Source organism: Aquamicrobium segne (genome assembly GCF_042656785.1).
GTDB lineage: Bacteria > Pseudomonadota > Alphaproteobacteria > Rhizobiales > Rhizobiaceae > Mesorhizobium > Mesorhizobium segne.
Genome location: NZ_JBHSLL010000017.1, coordinates 1 through 1,589 on the forward strand (window position 1 = coordinate 1; position 1,589 = coordinate 1,589).

Consider the following 1,589-nt stretch of genomic DNA (forward strand, 5'->3'; position numbering starts at 1 on the left):
CAAGGACTGGAGACGCATTGCCACAAGATATGACAAGCTTGCAGTCAACTTCGCAGCAACATGCTACTTAGCCGCTATCTGCATATGGTGGGCATGATTGGGTTTCGACCCTAGATCGCCGTGCGTCCTGTCGGACGCACAAAGGACGCTCTAACTCTTTGAATGAGCATCGGAATTATCCAAAAACCGATTCCACTTTTTGGTCCGATGCTCTGGCCGAAATCTGCTGCAACAATATCGCGGTTACAGGCATGGTTGTTTGCTCCCCGGCTTTGATGATAGATTGATTTTTACCCGTATATCCTTTGAAAACATTGGAGAATGTCCATGACCGTCAAGCTTGCAATTGTTTACTACTCCACCTATGGCACCAATTATCAGATGGCCTCCATTGCAGCCGAGGCGGCAAAGGCAACGGGTGCGCAAGTGCGGTTGCTAAAAGCTCCTGAAACCGCGCCGCGTGAGGTTGTGGCCGGGGTTGATGCGTGGCAGGCGCAAGCTGAAAAAACGGCTGATATACCGGTTGCCACTGTAGAGGACATGGAGTGGGCAAACGCCTATCTGTTTTCTGCTCCCACCCGCTTTAGCGTCATGGCCAGCCAGATGCGTGCCTTTATCGATACGCTCGGTGGTATCTGGGCCAAGGGTGGGCTTGCTAATAAGGCCGTATCGTCCATGACCTCTGCCCAGAATACGCATGGCGGGCAGGAGACGACGCTGATTTCCCTTTACACCACGATCATGCACTGGGGCGGAGTGATTGTTGCGCCTGGTTTTACGGATGAGAGCATTTTTAAAACCGGTGGCAATCCCTATGGTTACAGCCATACTCAGGGTGCGGAGTTTGACGAGGCTGCAAAGGCTTCCATCGGGCATCAGGTGCGCAGGCTCATTGAAATAGCCGGCAAGCTGAACTGATATTTTGAAAATGGCGGGTTTTAACCGCATTGTGCTTGCGCCAGATGGTACAATCTGGCGCAAGCACAATGTTTTAGAGCAGCGGGCGTTCTGACGAACGCAGCTTCCGCTGCTCTAGGTTGTGGTGACGATTTAAGGTTTTGGGATTCCCATCCGGTCGCAAATCAGATTCAACGCTGATTTTGGGAGATCGGCGATGGACTGTGACGCACTTCGGGATGACCAGTGGGAACGGATCAAGAGCTTGGTGCCGGGCGGCACCAAAGGCAAGCGCGGCCCACGCACCGATAATCGCAAGTTCCTCGACGCACTGTTGTGGATGGCGCGCTCGGGCGGGCGCTGGCGTGACCTGCCGGAACGGCTGGGCGATTACCGCAGCGTGAAGCGGCGCTACTATCGCTGGATCGAGATGGGCGTACTGGACGACATGCTGGAAACGCTGGCCCGCGAAGCCGATCTGGAATGGCTGATGATCGACAGCACCATCGTGCGCGCCCACCAGCACGCTGCTGGGGCGCGCAAAGCAAAAGGGGGGCGGATGCCCAGGGCCTGGGTCGGTCTCGCGGCGGCCTGAGCACCAAGATCCATGCCGCCACCGAGGCGCTCGGGCTTCCCGTCCGACTGATCGCCTCACCCGGCCAGCGCAACGATATCGCGTTTGCCCATGACCT

1 protein-coding gene and 2 pseudogenes are annotated in these 1,589 nt (G+C 56.2%); all 3 read left to right on the plus strand.

The genetic code is table 11. The annotated features are described in order from the left end of the window. Window positions 1-97: pseudogene (locus ACFPLB_RS06820) on the plus strand (IS5/IS1182 family transposase); the annotation flags it as partial. Between the two features lie 230 nt (window positions 98-327). Then, the gene (gene wrbA, locus ACFPLB_RS06825; protein ID WP_378228624.1) at window positions 328-918 is read left to right on the plus strand and encodes an NAD(P)H:quinone oxidoreductase; all 591 of its coding nucleotides are present in this window, start codon (window positions 328-330) and stop codon (window positions 916-918) included. Window positions 919-1,114: 196 nt separating this feature from the next. Next, window positions 1,115-1,589: pseudogene (locus ACFPLB_RS06830) on the plus strand (IS5 family transposase); the annotation flags it as partial.